The organism is Amycolatopsis nivea (assembly GCF_004522235.1).
Taxonomy (GTDB): Bacteria; Actinomycetota; Actinomycetes; order Mycobacteriales; family Pseudonocardiaceae; genus Amycolatopsis; species Amycolatopsis nivea.
Window position 1 is genome coordinate 17,319 of sequence record NZ_SDLT01000015.1, and the last position, 14,456, is coordinate 31,774.

Sequence of the window (14,456 nt, forward strand, 5' to 3'; positions counted from 1 at the left end):
TTGTGGGCTAGCGTGGGGCCCGTGCGGTACCTGGTGCATGCCGAGCAGCGGCAGTTCTCCTTGCGGGACAAGGACGCCTGGCGTCCCGGCGACGGCGGGTGGACCGACGAGGCGGTGTCGGCGCACCGCGTCGCGGTAGAGCCGTCGTCGCTCTCCGTGGCGACCGCGCGCTCCGACTGGGTCGAGGTCGATGTGTCGGTAAGCACAGCGATGCCGCCGGTGCTGCCGGACGCGTCCCACGTGGTGGAAGCCGATCTCGACGTCCCCGGCGGCGTGGCGACGCTCGCCGGACCCGCCGATTACGCCCGCCGGGAACACCGGATCGCAGTCCCGCCCGGGCGGTACCGGGTCCGAGTGTCCTATGTGGAGAGCGGCCCGCCGGACGCGGAATGGCACGACCACGAGTTCGGCGAGCATTTCCGGTACGTGCTGGACCTGTGGCCGTCCGCTGGGGCCGCCCCGGTCGCGGTGCTGCGCGCGGGCCCCGGGGTCTGGGACGGCTGATATCCCGTTGGCGGCGAGGGGCCGCGGACGGCAGACTCGGCGGCATGCAGTGGATCACCACCGAGATCGGCGAAGAGTTCGTGCGCGGTGCACTCGAGCTGGAACGCACGCCGCAGGGCTTGCTGCCGCACCGGCTGACCGCGCGGGCGCGGGCGCAGAACACCGACAGCAGGCTCGCGATGGCGGAGACCCAGCCGTCCGGCGTGCGCCTGACGTTCCGCACCGAGTCGACCGCGATCGAACTGGACACCCACCGCACGAAGGTCGGCTACGTGGGCGTGCCGCCCTTGCCGGACGGCCTCTACGACCTGGTGCTGAACGGGCGTCCGGCAGGCTCCGCGACCGTCTCCGGCGGCGACGAACTGATCCTCGACATGATGACCGGCGAGGGCGAAACCCGCCCCGGCCCGCCCGGCACGGTCCGGTTCTCCGACCTGCCTTCGGGCGTCAAAGACGTCGAGATCTGGTTGCCGCACAACGAAACCACCCGGCTGGTCGCGTTGCGCACCACCGGCCCGATCACTCCGCTGCCGCGCGATCGGCGCGTCTGGCTGCACCATGGCAGCTCGGTCAGCCACGGCACCGGCGCGGCAGGCCCGTCGCAGACATGGCCCGCGCTGGCCGCCGCTGCCGCCGGGGTCGATCTGATCAACCTGGGTTTCAGCGGGAGCGCTCTGCTGGACCCGTTCACCGCGCGGGCTCTTCGCGACACACCCGCCGATCTGATCAGCGTGAAGCTGGGAATCAACATCGTGAACGCGGACCTGATGCGGTTGCGTGCTTTCGGCCCGGCGGTGCACGGATTCCTGGACACGATCCGGGAGGGCCATCCGGACGTTCCGCTGGTGGTGGTTTCCGCATTGCTGTGCCCGATCCACGAGGACACGCCGGGTCCGGGAGCGCCGGATTTCAGCACCGGAACGCTCCGGTTCAAGGCCACCGGCGATCCCGCCGCCGTCGCGGAGGGAAAGCTGACGCTGAAGGTGATCCGGGAGGAACTGGCACGGGTCGTCCGGGACCGGGAGGATCCGGCACTGTCCTACGTGGACGGACTCTCGCTGTACGGGGAAGAGGATTTCGCCGCACACCCGCTGCCGGACGCGCTGCACCCGGACGCGGCGACGCACCGGTTCGTGGGCGAACGGTTCGCCAAGCAGGTCTTCGGACCAGGCGGTCCCTTCGCCGGTTGAGGCGCGCTGCTAGTTTTCGAACCATGGCGGACCACACTCTCCGGACACAGCTGACCCACCCCGATCGCGGCGTCCTGCTGTTCGGCATCACGCCGCCCCGCCTCAGCAACACCCCCGAGCGGATCCGGGAGATCACCGCCGCCACCCTGGCGCGGCTGAGCGACCTCGACGTCGACGGCCTCGCCCTGTACGACATCGACGACGAGAGCGACCGCAACCCCGAGGAGCGGCCGTTCCCCTACCTGCCGACCCTCGACCCGGTGCGCTACCACGCGGACTATCTCAGCGAGTGGGACCGTCCGGCGGTCATCTACCGGTGCGTCGGCAAGTACCCCGAAGGCGAGCTGCGGGACTGGCTGCGGAACGCCGACGCCGACCGCGTGCTGTCGGTCTTCGTCGGGGCTTCGTCGAAGGGCAAGGAGGTGCACACCCGGCTGTCCGAGGCACAGGCGTTGCGCCGGGAAGTGCGCCCCGACCTGCTGCTCGGCGGCGTCGCGATCACCGAACGGCCCGACGAGCACCTGCGGCTGATCGCCAAACAGCAAGCTGGCTGCGCGTACTTCATCTCGCAGGTGATCTACAGCGCCGACGCGGCGAAGAGCATGGTCTCCGACTACTTCTACGCGTGCCGTGAGCAGGGCCTCGAGCCGAAACCGGTCCTGTTCACGCTTTCGGTCTGCGGTTCGGCGAAGACGCTGGCGTTCCTCAAGTGGCTCGGCGTCCACGTCCCGCGGTGGCTGGAGAATTCCCTGCGCCACGCGGACGACACGCTGGCCGAGTCGTATGACCAATGCCTGGCGAACGCCCGGGAACTGGCTGCGTTCTGCCGCAAGCTCGGGATGCCGTTCGGGTTCCTCGTGGAGAGCGTGTCCATCCGGAAGGTCGAGATCGAGGCATCGGTGGCTCTCGCGCGCGAGGTGAGCGGGCTGCTCGGCCGGAGCACTACAGCGGATCCAGCGCAGTGATCTTCCACCGCCCGTCAGTCCGATGCGCAGTCACCGACAACTGCCCCACCGACGACTGAGGCGCACCACCACCCGGCAGAATCGTCTGCTGATCCAGGAAAAGCAGCAAACTCGCATCATCACCGTGCAACGAACGAACCCCGATCGCCCGCACCGTCGTGGTCCGGACGAGCTTCTCAGTCGCCGCACGCTGCCGAGCCGCGGTGAACTGGCTCTGGTACTGCCCCACCGCCGAACCAGTCAACACGTCAGCCGCCGCCCGAGCAGTACGGTCCAAATTCGCGTAGTCGTAGGAAAAAAGCGCCTTCACCGCAGCACTGACCTGGTCGGTGACCTGCGACGTCGCCTCCGTATCGACCATCGCCTCGTCGTCCTCAGGCTGCAGCAACGACGCCTGCACCCCGAACCACACCGCGCACGCCAGCGCGACTGCGGTCACTCCCGCTGCGATCGTCCGTCGGTTCACGAGCCCACCGCCTGGACGCCGCCGATTTTCCACGCGTCGCCGTCTCGCGCGAAGTCCACGGCCAAGCGCGCCTGCTTCGCCGAAGGTGCGCCGTCGCCGGTGCTCACGCGGACGTTCAGGACCGCGATCAGCCGGGCGGTTCCTGCCGAAGGATTCAGGTCGGTGACGGCGGCCTGCACCAGGGAAGCCGTCGACACGGTTTTGGTGCGTTTGGCGCGGTCGATCTGCAGTTGCCGGTCGCCGGAGAGGTCCTTGCCGTACTGCCCGGTCGTCGCGGAGATCCAGCGATCCACGTCGACCGCGCTCGTGCGGTAGTCGATCGTGTTGAGCGTGACCAGTTCCGTGCTCGCGGCGGCCAGCACGGCGTCGCGCGCGCGGCCGCGGGCGAGGCTGTCGTCCTGCGCCGCGCTCCACCACGACCAGCCGAACCACGCGGCGGCCAGCACCGCGACGACGGCCAGCGCGGTCAGCACCCGTCCGCTCAGGAAGGAACCCTCAGCCGAATCAGCCATCACGAACCGCCCAGCAACGCCCCGAGCCCGCCCTTCAACGGCGCGGTCAGCTGGCCCAGCAGACCCGGCAGCTGCTGCTGCGAACCCTGGTCCGAAGGCGCGGAAGCCTTGGGCGCGGCCGGAATCGCGGGCGGCTTCCCCGCGTACGGCGCGTTCTGCGCACCCCGCACCTCAGTCGGGCTGCCCGGCGGCTCCGCGCAGTAGGCGTTCATGTTGACCGGCGCTTCGCTCGTGTCGTTGGCCGGACGCTGTTTCGTGCCCTCGTACCCCTTCGTGCACGAATGCGGATCGAAGAAGTTGAACACCACGCCAAGGTGCCCGGTGCCGTCCGGCGAGGTCGACGGCGAGAACGCCGAGATCACCGGGTACGCCACCAGCAGCTCCTCGATCGCGTCCTTCCGCATCGACGTGACCTGCGCGGTGGTGAGCGAGTTCGCGAACAGCACCCCGAGGTCGGTCCCGGACGTCGCGAGCACGTCGCTGATCTGCCGGCTCAGCTGCGGAGCCTCGTCGATCACCTTGCGCACCGCCGGATCCGACGACTTCAGCTGCCCGGCGATCGTCTTCAACCCGGACGCGAACGCCGTGATGTTCTGCGCCTGCCGCTCCTGCGTGGCGAAAACCGTGCGGGAATTCGCCAGCAACCCCTGCGTGTCCGGCACGTACTGGGCGGCCGTCGCGGTGAGCGAACTGGTGCTGTCCAGCAGTTTCTGCAGCTGCGGGCCGGAACCGGCGAACGCGTCGTACGTCTCGTCCACCACGGTCTTCAGCGATTCCGGATGGACGCTCGCAACCAGTCCGTCGAGATGCGTCAGCACCGAATCCGGCGTCGCGGGCAGCGACGCGCGGTCCTGCGTGATCACCGCGCCGTCCTCCAGGTACGGCCCGGATTCGCGGTCCGGCAGCAGGTCCACGAACTGCTCGCCCACCGCCGACCGGTTCGCGACCTGCGCGTGCAGCGCCGACGGGATGTCCGGGCCGCCGGAGTCGATGTCGAGCCGGACGTCGATGCCGTGCGGGGTGAGCGTCATCGCCCCGACCCGGCCGACCGTCACGCCGCGGTAGGCGACCTCGGAGTTCACGAAAACCCCGCCGGAGTCGGGAAGCTGGAGCGTCACGTGATAGCCGCGGTTGCCGAAAATCCGGTCGAGACCGGCGTAATGCCCGCCCGCGTACGCCACCGAAACGACGGCGATCGCGAAGAACACCAGCAGCTGGATCCGGACCTTGCGCGTGTTCATCAGCCGCCTCCCACCAGACCGCCGAGCAATCCGCCCAGTACCCCGCCGTAGCCGGGCTTCGCTCCGCCCGTCGCCGGGGTGTTCGGCAGCGGCAACGGCAGCTCCGGCATCCCTTGCCCGGCAACAGGCGGGGCGGCGCCGGACGTCGAGGGCGTCGGCAGCTGGAACGGCGGCTGCGACGAGTTCGTGAAGTTCTGCACGAGCTTGTCGAGATCGAGGTTGATCCGCGCGTCGACGTTCGCGTAGTCGCCCTTGATCACGTTGCCCGCGTAGTCCGGGAACGGGTAGGTCAGCAGGATCCGCAGCGCGTTCGGCAGGTCCTGGCCCGCCGCGCTGAGCTGGCGCAGCGTCGGCTCCAGCGCCTTGAGGTTCGCGACGAGCTGGTCGCGGCTGCGGTTGACCGTGTCCACCGCGACGCCGGACAGCTTGTTCAGCGCGTTCAGCATCCCCACCAGCTGGTCGCGCTGGTCGGCGACGATCTTCAGCCCGGGCGCGAGTTTGTCCAGCGCGGTGGCGAGGTTCTGCTTCTGCCCGACGAGCGTGGTGGACAGCTTGTCCAGTCCGTCGATCGCGCGCAGGATCTCGCCCTTGTGCCCGTCGAGCTGGGTGGCGAGTTCGTCCACCCGGGACAGCAGCGCGCGCATCTGCGGTTCGTTGCCCGACAGCGCGTCGTTGAGTTCGTGGCTGATGTTCTGCAGCTGGTCGACGCCGCCGCCGTTGAGCAGCAACGACAACGCGCCCAGCACCTCTTCGATCTCCGGGTTGCGGTTCGTGCGCCCGAGCGGGATCTGCGCGCCGTCGGCGAGCTTGCCCGCCGGCTTCTCCGCGGTCGGCGCGCTCAGCTGCACGAACTTCTCGCCGAGCAGACTGGACTGGCGCAGTTCGGCGTGCGCGTTGGCGGGCAATTGGACGTCGCCGTTCACCGTCATCGACACGAGCGCGGACCGGGTGTCCGGGGTGAGCGCGATCCGGTCGATCCGGCCGACCGCGACGTCGTTCACCTTCACGTTCGCCTGCGGCACCAGGTCCAGCACGTCGGTGAACAACGCGGTGACGTGGTACGGATGGTCGCCGACGTCCGGGCCGCCGGGCAACGGCGTCGAGTACAGCCCGTTGAACCCGCCGTCGCTGCACCCGGCGAGCACCAGCACCCCGGCGAGCACGCCCGCCAGTCGTTTCCGGAGGCGTTTCACTTGCCACCCCCGGGTTTCTGCGTCAGCACGTCCGACAACGGCAGCGGCAACGGCGGCAGCTGGCCGTTCTGCAGGGAGTTCAGCGCCTGCGGGATGGACGGCAGTTTGAGCGTGCCGTCGAGCACCGGCGCGAGCTTCTTGCAGATGTTGCCGAGCGTGTCCGGCAACGGCTTCGGCGTGCCCGCGCTGATCAACCGGCAGACCGTGAGGATCGGCGGGTTGGTAATCTCGTTCAGGTTGTCGCGCACCGCGATCGTGCCGGACGCCGCGTCGTAGGTGTTGATGAAGTTCGTCGCCCCGGTCGGCGCGATGTCGAGCACCTCGGCGAGCGCGGCGCGCTGGTCCACCAGCACCTTCGTCAGCGACGCCAGTTTGGCCACATTGGACGAAAGCCCGTTCTTGTTGTCCGCCACGAACTGTTTCACGTCCTGCAGCGACGTCGACAGCGATTCGAGCGCGGCCCCGACGTCGTGCGAATCGTCGGCGAGGAAGCCGCTGACGTCCGCGAGCCGCTGGTAGAACTCGTTCAGCTGACTGTCGCTTTGGGACAGTGCGGAGGTGAAGGAATTCAGGTTCTTCACCGTGGAGAACAGGTCGTCCTTCGAATCGTCGAGCGTGCCGGCCAGTTCGGCGAGCCTGCTGACGGTCGAGTTCAGGTCCTTGCCGTTGCCCTTGAGGTTGGCCGCGGCCGTGTCCAGGAGATCGGAGAACGCGCCGTTTTTGTTGGCCCCGTTGGGTCCCAGCGCGGTGGACAGCTTGTCGAGGCTCGCGTAGAGGTCGTCCAGTTCGACCGGCGTCGCGGTTTTGTCGCGCGCCAGCACGGTTCCGCTCGCGAGCGTCGGACCGCTGTCGTACGCCGGGGTCAGCTGGACGTACCGGTCGCTCACCAGGCTCGGCGACACGACGACCGCGCCGACGTCCTTCGGGATCGGGACGTCGTCGTTCACCTTCATGTCCACGCGCACCGCTTGGCCTTGCGGCGTCACCGCGGTGACCTCGCCGACCGCGACGCCCAGCACGCGCACGGACGAACCGGCGTACAGGCCGACGGTCTTCCCGAAGTACGCCGAGATTTTGGTGCCGCCAGTGTCGCGCAGCACCAGGTAGATGCCCGCGGTGAGCAAAAGCGCTGCCACACAAGCGAAGCCAAGCCAGGTGACCAGACTCCGTCCTGCGCGAGTCTCGACAGTCATCGTCCACCCACCCCCTGGTCAGGCGCGGAGATCGGCGGCGTGCAGCCCTCCGGGTTGATCGAGATCCCGCCTGCCGTGATCGTCGGCGGCAGCAGACCGCACAGGTACCCCTCGAACCAGCGCCCGTTGCCGGTCGCGTTCGCGCCGACCCGGGCGAACGGGGCCATCAGCTGCAAGCTCCGGTCGAGGTTGCCCTGGTTGCGCTGCAACACGTCGGTCACCTTCCCGAGCGCGGCGAGCGTCGGCCCGATCTGCGTGCGGTTGTCCGCGACCAGCCCGGACAGCTGCTTCGAGATTTCCTGCGTGCCCTTGAGCAGCGTGCTGATCTGCTCGCGGCGCTGCTGCAGTTCGCTGAGCAGGAGGTTGCCGTCGCTGATCACCTGCTGCAGCTGCGCGTTCCGGTCGGACAGCGTCTTCGAGATCTTGCTCGTGTTGGACAGCAGCGCGTGCAGATCCGCGTCGCGCGAGGACACCGTCTTCGACAACGCCGACAGCCCGGACAGCGTGTCCTTCAAGTACTTCGGACTGTCCTTGAGGGAATCCGACAGCGCGGTGAAGCTCTGCGCGAGCTGCTGCGTGTCGATGTCGCCGACCGTGGTGGACAGCTGGTTGAACGCGTCCTGCAACTGGAACGGCGTCCGCGTGCGCTGCACCGGGATCGTGTCGCCGGGCTTCTGCGTGCCGCCGCCCTTCGTGTCCAGCGCGAGGTACTTCTCCCCCAGCAGCGTCTTGATCTCGATCGACGCCGTGGACGCGTCGCCGACCCGCACGCCCTTCACCCGGAACTTCACGAGCACCTGCTTGTGCCCCAGCTCCACCGACGTCACCTGCCCGACCTTGACGCCGGCCACCTGCACCTCGTTGTCCGGCGCGAGCCCGGCGGACTCGGCGAACGCCGCGGTGTAGGTGGTGCCGCTGCCGAACATCGGGATGCTGTCGGAAAAGTACGTCACGGCGGTCACCAGCACGATGAGCACGAGCGTGACCGCGCCGACGCTCGCCTGGTTCCGGTCCTTCAGTCGTTTCACGGGCCACACCTCGGCGCGCGTTCGGTGCCGGGGATCGGCACGATCGGCAGCGTCACGTCCAGCGAGGAAATGCCGATGGTGCCTTCGATCCCGCACAGGTAGTAGTTGAACCAGCTGCCGTAGCTCAGGGTCCGGGTGAACTTCTCCAGGTTGCCCGGCAGCACTTGCAGCAGATGCTCGACGAGCGGCTGCGCGTCGTTGAGGTTGTTCGCCAGCTTCCCGAGCTGGGTCACGTCCTGCTGCACGGCGGGACGGGCGTCGGCGAGCAGTCCCGCGGTCGCGTTGGTGAGGTCGCCGAGCGCGCCCACCGCGTCGCCGATCGGCTTGCGCTGCTCGGCCAGGCCGCTCACCAGCCGCTGCGTCTGGTCGACGAGGTCGCCCAGCTGCGGGCCGCGCGCGTTGACCGTGCTGAGCACCTGGTTGAGGTTGTCGATGACCTGCCCGATCACCTTGTCCTTGCCCGCGATCGACGTCGTGATCGACGCGGTGTGCGACAGCAGGCTGGTGATCGTGCCGCCCTCGCCCTGGAACACCTGCACGATCTCCGCGGAAAGCTGGTTGACCTCCTTCGGGTCCAGCGCCTTGAACAGCGGCTTGAACCCGTTGAACAGCACGGTCAGGTTCAGCGCCGGCTTCGTGCGCTCCGGCGGGATGGTGTCGCCGGGAGACAGCGTGTCGCCGCCGCTGACGTCGGTGCCGAGCGAGAGATAGCGCTGGCCGACGAGGTTGCGGTACTTGATGGTCGCGGTCGCGAGCGAGGGCAGCTTGTACGCCGATTCGACGAGGAACCGCACCTCGGCGTAGTTCTGCTCGCCCTGGTCGACCCCGATCGTCTCGACCTGGCCGACCTTCACGCCGGAGATCCGCACGTCGTCGCCTGCTTGCAGGCCGGACGCGTCGGTGAACTTCGCGACGTAGGAGGCGGTGTTGCCGAAGTTCGTGTTCGCGATCGTGGTGGCCAGGACCCCGGTGAGCAGCACGGTGACCACGGCGAAAATGCCGATCTTGATCAGCGCGGGAACGAACGACCTCATTTCAGCTCCACCTCCGCCCCGCGGTACAGCGGCCCGACCAGCAACGCCGACCAGCCCGGCACGTTCTCCGGCGCGGTGTTCAGCGTCGGCGAGGCGAGCAGGTCGAGCAGCTTCTGCTCGTCGGCCGACCCGACGATGCTCGGCGCGCCTCCGGTCGACCCGGACCCGCCGGGCAGCGGGCCGTTCGTGAAGTCGCTGGGCAGCGTCCCGTCCGGATCGTGCGGCGGCGCGGGCTTGCTGGCCCCGTCCTTCACCGCGCCGTCCGGCGGATACTGCGGCCAGCGCCCGGGTTTCGGCACCTGCGGATAGCAGCGCGGCCCGCGTTTGTCGTCGTACTTCGGCTCGTCGACGCCGGGCAGGTACTTGCCGCGGCTCGCCGAGAACTCGATCGTCACGCGGCTGACCTCCGGATGCGCGGTGCCCTTGCCGAACGCCAGCTCCGCGTTCGGCACCGTCCCGGCCAGCTGCTTGAGCAGGCACGGGTATTCCGGCGCGTACTTCGCGAGCACGTCGAGCGTGGGCTGCACGGCGGTGGTGAGGCGGATGATGTTGTCCTTGTTCACTTCCAGGAAGCGCGTCAGGTCGGTGGCGGTGCCGGCGACCGAGGAGTACAAGTCGGTCAGGCCGCGCTGTTTCTCCACGATGGTCTGCGTCGTCGTGGTGAGGTCCGCCAGCGCCTGCAGCGCGTCCGGCGCGGCCTTGTCGTAGATGCCGGAAACGTTGGCCAGCCCGGTGATGTCCGCCTTGAGATCGGGCAGCGACGGGTTGAGCTTGCCGAGGTAGTCCGACAGCTGGGTCAGCGTCTCGCCGAGCTTCTTGCCGCGTCCGTCCAGCGCGGTGGACACGGCGTTGAGCGTGCTGGACAGCTTTTCCGGCTGCACCGCCTGCAACAGCGGCATGACGTGGTTGAGCACCTGCTCCAGTTCGATCGCGGTGCTGCTGCGGTCCTGCGGGATGACGTCGCCCGCCTTGATCGGCCGCTGCGGCCGCTCGGGCAGTTGCAGCGCGACGTACCGTTCGCCGAACAGGGTTTTCGGCAGCAGCCGCGCCGAAACGTTCGACGGGATCACGTCGGTCTTGTCCGGCTGCAGCGCCAGTTCCAGCTCCGCGTGGTCGCCGACCGGCCGCACGTCGCGGATCTCGCCGACGAGCATGCCGCGCACCTTCACGTCGCCGCCGACGCGCAGCTGGCTGCCGACGTGGTCGGTCTCCAGCTTCACCATCGTGACCGGCGTGAACACCTTCCGGTACGCGGCGATCGTCGTGGTGAAGAACAACGCCGCCACGACCAGGAACACCAGCCCCAGCAGCTGGTACTGGAGCCGTTTGCGCAACTCTCGACGGGTGCTCATCCGGATATCCGCACTGTCGTGTTCGCGCCCCAGATCGCGAGGCTCAGGAAGAAGTCCAGCACCGAGATCAGCACGATCGACGTCCGCACCGCGCGGCCCACCGCGATGCCCACCCCGGCCGGCCCGCCGGACGCGGTATAGCCGTAGTAGCAATGGGAAAGGATCACCAGCACGCTGAACACGATCACCTTGGCGAAGGACCACAGTACGTCCTCCGGCGGGAGGAACAGCGTGAAGTAATGGTCGTACGTGCCCGCGGACTGGCCGTAGAGCCAGATGGTGATCTGCCGCGACGCGAGATACGAGGACAGCAGGCCCACCGCGTACAGCGGGATCACCGCGGTCACGCCGGCGAGCACGCGCGTGGTGACCAGGTACGGCATGCTCGGCACGGCCATCACTTCGAGCGCGTCGATCTCCTCGGAGATCCGCATCGCGCCGAGCTGGGCGGTGAACCCGCAGCCGACGGTGGCCGACAGCGCGAGCCCGGCCGACAGCGGTGCGACCTCGCGGGTGTTGAAGTAGGCGGAAATGAACCCGGTGAGCGCGGCGGTGCCGAGCTGGTTCAGCGCCGAATACCCCTGCAGGCCCACGATGAGGCCGGTGAAGAGCGTCATGCCGATCATCACGCCGAGCGTCCCGCCGATCACCGCGAGGCCGCCGGTGCCGAAGCAGACCTCGGTGAGCAGCCGCGTGGTTTCGCGGCCGTAGCGGCGGATCGTGCGCGGCGACCAGGCGAGCGCCCGGCCGTAGAACGACAGCTGTTTCCCGAGTCCTTCGAGGCTCGCGCCGGGGCGCGCGATGATCTCCAGCGTCCGGTCGGACGCGCGCGTCTGCTCGATCGGTTCGGCCGTCATGTCACAACGCCTTCGGGGGCACGACTTTGAGGTACACGGCGGTCAGCACGACGTTGATCAGGAACAGCAGCAGGAAGGTGATCACCACCGCCTGGTTCACCGCGTCGCCGACGCCCTTCGGCCCGCCCGCCGGGTTCAGCCCGCGGAACGCGGCGACCACGCCCGCGACGAAGCCGTACAGGAACGCCTTGATCTCGCTGATCCAGAGGTCCGGCACCTGCGCGAGGGCGTTGAAGCTGGCCAGGTACGCGCCGGGCGTGCCGCCTTGCAGGACCACGTTGAAGAAGTAGCCGCCGAGCACGCCGACCACGCTGACCAGGCCGTTGAGCAGCACCGACACCACGATCGCGGCGAGCACCCTCGGCACCACGATGCGCTGCACCGGGTTGACGCCGAGCACTTCCATCGCGTCGATCTCTTCCCGGATCTTGCGCGCGCCGATGTCCGCGCAGACCGCGCTGCCGCCCGCTCCGGCCACCAGCAGCGCGGTGATCAGCGGGCTCGCCTGCTGCACGATGGCGAGCGCGCTGGCCGCGCCGGTGAAGGACTGCGCGCCGATCTGCGTGGTCAGCGATCCGAGCTGCAGCGCGATGACGGCGCCGAACGGGATCGCGACCAGGGCCGTCGGAAGAATGGTCACGCTCGCGAAGAACCAGCACTGCTGGATCCATTCGCGGAACTGGAACGGGCGCTTGAAGATTGCCCGCAGGACCTCCCAGGACAGCGTGGCGAGCCTGCCGACCTGGGTCAGCGCCGCGGTGCCCGGGAGAGTGACCGAGCCGCTTCCGCCCACCGCACCTCCCAGTAGTCACCCCCGAGTCTTGCCCATCCCCGCCCGCCGATTTCGGTTAGCGGTGTTCACTCCCGTCCCTTCAGCCCCCGGCGGTCACCCTAGGCGCACCAGCACCCGACCTGCTCACAATTTCAGCGCGTGCGTGGCGGTGGCCCCGCCGTCGGCGACGAACTCGCCGCCGGTGCAGTACGAACTCTCGTCGCTGCCGAGGAACACCAGCAGCGGCGCGATCTCGTCGGCGCGGCCCACCCGGCCGAGCGCGACCTTCTTGCCCACCCAGGACACGTCCACGTCCGCGCCCGCCGCGTCGGACACCATCTTCGTGTCGATCATGCCCGGGTGCACCGAGTTGACCCGGATCCCGCGCGCGCCCAGCTCCAGCGCGGCGACCTTGGTCATCCCGCGGATCGCGAACTTGGTCGCGGTGTAGGCGACGAGGAACGGCATCCCGGCCAGACCCTCCACAGAGGACACATTGACGACGGAGCCGCCGCCGGCCCCGGCCATGGGTTCAACGACCGAGCGCATGCCGAGAAACGCCCCGATCTGGTTGATCCGCACGACGCGTTCGTATTCGGCGAGCGGCGTCTTCGCGAGCTCCGAAAAGTACAGCACCCCGGCGTTGTTGACCAGCACCGTCGGCGGTCCGAACTCGGCCACCGTGGTCTCGACCGCGGCGGTCCAGCCGTCCTCGTCGCTCACGTCGAGATGGCAGAACACCGCCGCCTCGCCGAGTTCCGCGGCGAGCGCTTTGCCTTCGTCGTCGAGGACGTCGGCGATCACCACCTTCGCGCCCTGCGCGACGAACGCTCGCGCGGCGGCGGCGCCCTGTCCGCGGGCCGCGCCGGTGATGAGGGCGACCTTGCCGGACAGCCGGTGCTCAGTCATGCGTCCTCCGGGTTCAGGGCAGCGAAAGCAGATCGGTCGCGGCGAACATCCGCTCCGGGTCGCGGCCGGCGAAGTGCCCGCCGACCTTTTCGGCGAGTTCTGCGGTGGTCCAGGCACCGTTCGCGGTGTCGAACCGCTCCTCCACCGACGGCGGTTTCAGCAAGGCGACCATGCCGCCGTGCACGACGAAGACCTGGCCGTTGATCGCGTCCGCCTCCGGCGAGGCGAGGAATGCGACAAACGGAGCAACGTGCTCTACCGACAACGGATCGAGCCCGTCCTCGGGTGCTTCGCCGAAGACATCCGCGGTCATCGCGGTGCGGGCGCGCGGGCAGATCGTGTTGGCGCGCACGCCGTACTTCGCGAGCCCGCGCGCCGCGGACATGGTGAGCGCCGCGATCCCGGCCTTGGCCGCCGAGTAGTTGGGCTGGCCGGGCGAACCGACCAGGAACGCCTCGGACGCGGTGTTCACGAGCCTGCCGTACACCGGCTGACCCTCCATTTTGGAGCGATCGCGCCAGTACGCGGCGGCGTTGCGGGACAGCAGGAAATGCCCTCGCAGGTGCACCGCGATGACCTTGTCCCAGTCCTCGTCGGACATCGAGAACAGCATCCGGTCGCGAAGCACGCCCGCGTTGTTCACGACGATGTCGAGGCTGCCGAAGTGGTCGACCGCGGCCGACAGCAGTTCCTTCGCGGTTTCGGCCGCCGAGACGTCCCCGGCCACCGCGAGCGCCTTGCCGCCCTGCTTTTCGATCTCGGCGACGACATCTTTCGCCTCGCCGATGTCGTTGACCACGACGGACGCGCCTTCGCGGGCCAGCGCGAGCGCCTCGGCCCGGCCGAGCCCCGCTCCGGCCCCGGTGACGACAGCGACCTTGCCTTCGAGCGTCATCGAACCGCCCCAGCCCGGTCGCCGTGCGTGTTCCCTGCGGTCGGTTCCACCCGCGAGCCTCCTCGTCGAAGCCTGCCTGACGCAGCACAGACTAGAATCTGTTCTCGTATTGGGCAAGCCCTGATTAACCGGTCGTGAACAGGGCGTTCTTCGGGCAGTTCGTCACCGCTTGCGAAACACGTTCTACTTCTTCGTCCGGAACCGGTCCGATCACCAGGTTCTCGTCGTCGTCGAGATCGAACACCTCCGGCGCGAACCCGACGCAGACCGCGTTCGCCTCGCAGAGCGACCGGTCGACACTGACCTCCATGCTTCCTCCCGTCCGCCACTCCTGGTACAACTAGA

Annotated in this window: 16 protein-coding genes; 3 read left to right on the forward strand and 13 right to left on the reverse strand. The window is 68.7% G+C overall.

Features of this window, described 5'->3' with window-relative positions:
- Positions 1–21: 21 nt before the first annotated feature.
- Genes EIZ44_RS19150 through EIZ44_RS19160 form a run of 3 tightly spaced genes read left to right on the forward strand, consistent with a single transcriptional unit; the run spans position 22 to position 2,659 of the window.
- On the forward strand, positions 22–504 hold the full coding sequence (locus tag EIZ44_RS19150) for a hypothetical protein (protein WP_134730190.1): 483 nt from the start codon (positions 22–24) through the stop codon (positions 502–504).
- A gap of 44 nt (positions 505–548) precedes the next feature.
- Positions 549–1,694, forward strand: coding sequence for a GDSL-type esterase/lipase family protein (locus EIZ44_RS19155; protein WP_134730192.1), 1,146 nt, complete (start codon positions 549–551; stop codon positions 1,692–1,694).
- Between the two features lie 23 nt (positions 1,695–1,717).
- Positions 1,718–2,659 (forward strand): methylenetetrahydrofolate reductase, encoded by a 942-nt coding sequence (locus EIZ44_RS19160; protein WP_134730194.1) that lies wholly within the window; start codon positions 1,718–1,720, stop codon positions 2,657–2,659.
- Here the strand turns inward: EIZ44_RS19160 and EIZ44_RS19165 are convergent.
- From EIZ44_RS19165 to EIZ44_RS19225, 13 genes are all read right to left on the reverse strand, one after another.
- On the reverse strand, positions 2,637–3,125 hold the full coding sequence (locus tag EIZ44_RS19165; protein WP_240691349.1) for a hypothetical protein: 489 nt from the start codon (positions 3,123–3,125) through the stop codon (positions 2,637–2,639). The genes EIZ44_RS19160 and EIZ44_RS19165 overlap by 23 nt on opposite strands.
- Positions 3,122–3,637 (reverse strand): Rv1363c family protein, encoded by a 516-nt coding sequence (locus EIZ44_RS19170; RefSeq protein ID WP_134730196.1) that lies wholly within the window; start codon positions 3,635–3,637, stop codon positions 3,122–3,124. Before EIZ44_RS19170 ends, EIZ44_RS19165 begins: the two co-directional genes overlap by 4 nt.
- Positions 3,637–4,878 (reverse strand): MCE family protein, encoded by a 1,242-nt coding sequence (locus EIZ44_RS19175; RefSeq protein ID WP_134730198.1) that lies wholly within the window; start codon positions 4,876–4,878, stop codon positions 3,637–3,639. Before EIZ44_RS19175 ends, EIZ44_RS19170 begins: the two co-directional genes overlap by 1 nt.
- Positions 4,878–6,071 carry an MCE family protein gene (locus EIZ44_RS19180; RefSeq protein ID WP_037809824.1) on the reverse strand — a complete coding sequence of 398 codons (1,194 nt, stop codon included), beginning with the start codon at positions 6,069–6,071 and terminating at the stop codon, positions 4,878–4,880. The genes EIZ44_RS19175 and EIZ44_RS19180 overlap by 1 nt, the downstream gene beginning before the upstream one ends.
- Positions 6,068–7,264 (reverse strand): MCE family protein, encoded by a 1,197-nt coding sequence (locus tag EIZ44_RS19185; RefSeq protein ID WP_134730200.1) that lies wholly within the window; start codon positions 7,262–7,264, stop codon positions 6,068–6,070. Before EIZ44_RS19185 ends, EIZ44_RS19180 begins: the two co-directional genes overlap by 4 nt.
- Positions 7,261–8,292 (reverse strand): MlaD family protein, encoded by a 1,032-nt coding sequence (locus EIZ44_RS19190; RefSeq protein WP_167754205.1) that lies wholly within the window; start codon positions 8,290–8,292, stop codon positions 7,261–7,263. The genes EIZ44_RS19185 and EIZ44_RS19190 overlap by 4 nt, the downstream gene beginning before the upstream one ends.
- Complete coding sequence (locus EIZ44_RS19195) at positions 8,289–9,326, reverse strand: MCE family protein (RefSeq protein ID WP_134730202.1); 1,038 nt, start codon at positions 9,324–9,326, stop codon at positions 8,289–8,291. The genes EIZ44_RS19190 and EIZ44_RS19195 overlap by 4 nt, the downstream gene beginning before the upstream one ends.
- Positions 9,323–10,678, reverse strand: a complete 1,356-nt coding sequence (locus EIZ44_RS19200; protein ID WP_037809820.1) for an MCE family protein — start codon at positions 10,676–10,678, stop codon at positions 9,323–9,325. Before EIZ44_RS19200 ends, EIZ44_RS19195 begins: the two co-directional genes overlap by 4 nt.
- Complete coding sequence (locus EIZ44_RS19205) at positions 10,675–11,535, reverse strand: MlaE family ABC transporter permease (RefSeq protein WP_009075203.1); 861 nt, start codon at positions 11,533–11,535, stop codon at positions 10,675–10,677. Before EIZ44_RS19205 ends, EIZ44_RS19200 begins: the two co-directional genes overlap by 4 nt.
- 1 nt (position 11,536) lies before the next feature.
- Positions 11,537–12,328 (reverse strand): MlaE family ABC transporter permease, encoded by a 792-nt coding sequence (locus EIZ44_RS19210; RefSeq protein ID WP_037353718.1) that lies wholly within the window; start codon positions 12,326–12,328, stop codon positions 11,537–11,539.
- Positions 12,329–12,451: 123 nt separating this feature from the next.
- Positions 12,452–13,216, reverse strand: a complete 765-nt coding sequence (locus EIZ44_RS19215; RefSeq protein ID WP_134730204.1) for a glucose 1-dehydrogenase — start codon at positions 13,214–13,216, stop codon at positions 12,452–12,454.
- Between the two features lie 13 nt (positions 13,217–13,229).
- Positions 13,230–14,111 carry a 3-oxoacyl-ACP reductase gene (locus EIZ44_RS19220; protein ID WP_037809817.1) on the reverse strand — a complete coding sequence of 294 codons (882 nt, stop codon included), beginning with the start codon at positions 14,109–14,111 and terminating at the stop codon, positions 13,230–13,232.
- A gap of 124 nt (positions 14,112–14,235) precedes the next feature.
- Positions 14,236–14,421 (reverse strand): ferredoxin, encoded by a 186-nt coding sequence (locus EIZ44_RS19225; protein ID WP_134730206.1) that lies wholly within the window; start codon positions 14,419–14,421, stop codon positions 14,236–14,238.
- Positions 14,422–14,456: the final 35 nt, after the last annotated feature.

What these genes read in the sequence shown, in the direction of transcription:
- EIZ44_RS19155 (WP_134730192.1), top strand. Translation starts at nt 549, where the DNA reads ATGCAGTGGATCACCACCGAGATCGGCGAAGAGTTCGTGCGCGGTGCA.
- EIZ44_RS19160 (WP_134730194.1), top strand. Translation starts at nt 1,718, where the DNA reads ATGGCGGACCACACTCTCCGGACACAGCTGACCCACCCCGATCGCGGC.
- EIZ44_RS19170 (WP_134730196.1), bottom strand. Translation starts at nt 3,637, where the DNA reads ATGGCTGATTCGGCTGAGGGTTCCTTCCTGAGCGGACGGGTGCTGACC.
- EIZ44_RS19175 (WP_134730198.1), bottom strand. Translation starts at nt 4,878, where the DNA reads ATGAACACGCGCAAGGTCCGGATCCAGCTGCTGGTGTTCTTCGCGATC.
- EIZ44_RS19185 (WP_134730200.1), bottom strand. Translation starts at nt 7,264, where the DNA reads ATGACTGTCGAGACTCGCGCAGGACGGAGTCTGGTCACCTGGCTTGGC.
- EIZ44_RS19195 (WP_134730202.1), bottom strand. Translation starts at nt 9,326, where the DNA reads ATGAGGTCGTTCGTTCCCGCGCTGATCAAGATCGGCATTTTCGCCGTG.
- EIZ44_RS19200 (WP_037809820.1), bottom strand. Translation starts at nt 10,678, where the DNA reads ATGAGCACCCGTCGAGAGTTGCGCAAACGGCTCCAGTACCAGCTGCTG.
- EIZ44_RS19205 (WP_009075203.1), bottom strand. Translation starts at nt 11,535, where the DNA reads ATGACGGCCGAACCGATCGAGCAGACGCGCGCGTCCGACCGGACGCTG.
- EIZ44_RS19215 (WP_134730204.1), bottom strand. Translation starts at nt 13,216, where the DNA reads ATGACTGAGCACCGGCTGTCCGGCAAGGTCGCCCTCATCACCGGCGCG.
- EIZ44_RS19220 (WP_037809817.1), bottom strand. Translation starts at nt 14,111, where the DNA reads ATGACGCTCGAAGGCAAGGTCGCTGTCGTCACCGGGGCCGGAGCGGGG.
- EIZ44_RS19225 (WP_134730206.1), bottom strand. Translation starts at nt 14,421, where the DNA reads ATGGAGGTCAGTGTCGACCGGTCGCTCTGCGAGGCGAACGCGGTCTGC.